The sequence below is a fragment of the Modestobacter sp. DSM 44400 genome (genome assembly GCF_900107175.1).
Lineage (GTDB): Bacteria > Actinomycetota > Actinomycetes > Mycobacteriales > Geodermatophilaceae > Modestobacter.
In genome coordinates, this window is the sequence record NZ_FNOZ01000157.1 from 1 (window position 1) to 1498 (window position 1498).

Consider the following 1498-nt stretch of genomic DNA (forward strand, 5'->3'; position numbering starts at 1 on the left):
CGCCGGGTCACCGTCTGCTGAGGGTCATTTCCCCCTCAAGTTCGAAGAGCCACATAAGCTTCCGCGCTGCGCATCGCCTCAATGGCATCGTCCAGGACATTCGTTGCCCCAGTGCGCTGGGCGATCAATTCACCAACCTGCCCCAGGACTCGATAGTTGAACCGGTCATTCGGCTTACGGCTTACGCAGGCTCTTGCGAGGCGCTCGGCCTCGAGAAGCATCGCATACCTGTCCTCATCCAAGAGACCAGACGGCTGCTCCGCTCGCTCCATAGCCAGAATGGCCCGGTAGCGGTCAACTATATCGTCTTGACCGATCTCGCGCCGCGATACGGAGATCGCCCTATCTGCACCCTCTAGATCACCTTCGTCTAGATACAGCCGGACAAGTCGGCGACGCGGGGTGCGCTCTCCTGGGACCTTGGCGATGAGTTTCTGGAGGAGCCTGGCTCGATCCGAAGCATTTGTCAGCCGGGCAATACCCATCTCATTGGCCGAGATCGCCCGCGCCGTCTCCAACTCCAAGTACACAGTTGGATTCAGACCTTCAATCAGCCGGTCTAGCAAGTCCGAGAGCTCGCCCTGATCCGCATACTTATAAGTGGCGATGACCTGCGCAATAACGTCATGTCGAGCACCCCAGCCGTAGAGACCCCTCTGTGGGTCTACGTCGTACTCGTTGACCACTTCCTCCATCTGACCCAACAGGGTTTGAACGCCACCAGCCTCAAGTCCCAAGAGACGCATGATTAGCTGTCTGTGAACCCTGCCCCCCATCGCTTGAATTGCCGAGACGTGTCGATAGACGTCTTGGGACGGCTGGTCCAGGTCGGCGAACTCTTTAAGCAGGATGTCGTCGAGACGGTCGCTCCCAAAGATATTTTTTAGACAGACGAACATGTCCGAGTTGCATCTATCGCGAAGGCGTTTGATTTTATCCCGATGTCCTAGGTTTAGGAACTCGGACTCCACCAGCTTGCGGATCTCAGCCTCACGATCCACGAGATTGACCACTTCGCTAATGTCACCATCGGTTAGGTGAGAAACTCGCTCCAGAGAACCTCGACTGAAGAAGAATCGTGACTTTGTTCTCGTACGCCACTGCGCAGCGTTGACAGTCAAGACCACGCGCAAGAAGGGGCGCTCCCTTTCTCCCAGGGCGTCGACTAATCGATTGATCGCCGTCATGTGCTGGGCGCAGTCATCGATCAGGAGCATCCCCTGCCTCCCCGCCTGGCGCAGCTTGTTGTCGACCTCCAGCCACGCGTTGGCGTCGAGCGGGAAGGCGTTAAGGTGCTCCCAGCATGCGAATGATTGCTTCGTGCGCGCGTACATGAGGCGCCGCGCGAGTGACGTTTTTCCAACACCAGCCGCTCCAGAAATCACAAGAAAGAAGCTTCGAACGCCGGCGTCGAGGTTGTCCCGGGTCTCGTGGAAGTTGAGGTGGCGGTCCCCCGCCTGCACCGGCCGTGAGGTAGGTGTTGGGCGTCCGCCAAGAC

Annotated in this window: 1 protein-coding gene; it reads right to left on the reverse strand. The window is 58.1% G+C overall.

Annotation, left to right across the window (positions count from 1 at the left end):
* Positions 1-35: 35 nt before the first annotated feature.
* The coding region (locus BLW04_RS25440; RefSeq protein WP_217631280.1) for a P-loop NTPase at positions 36-1498 on the reverse strand (1463 nt) is incomplete at its 5' end.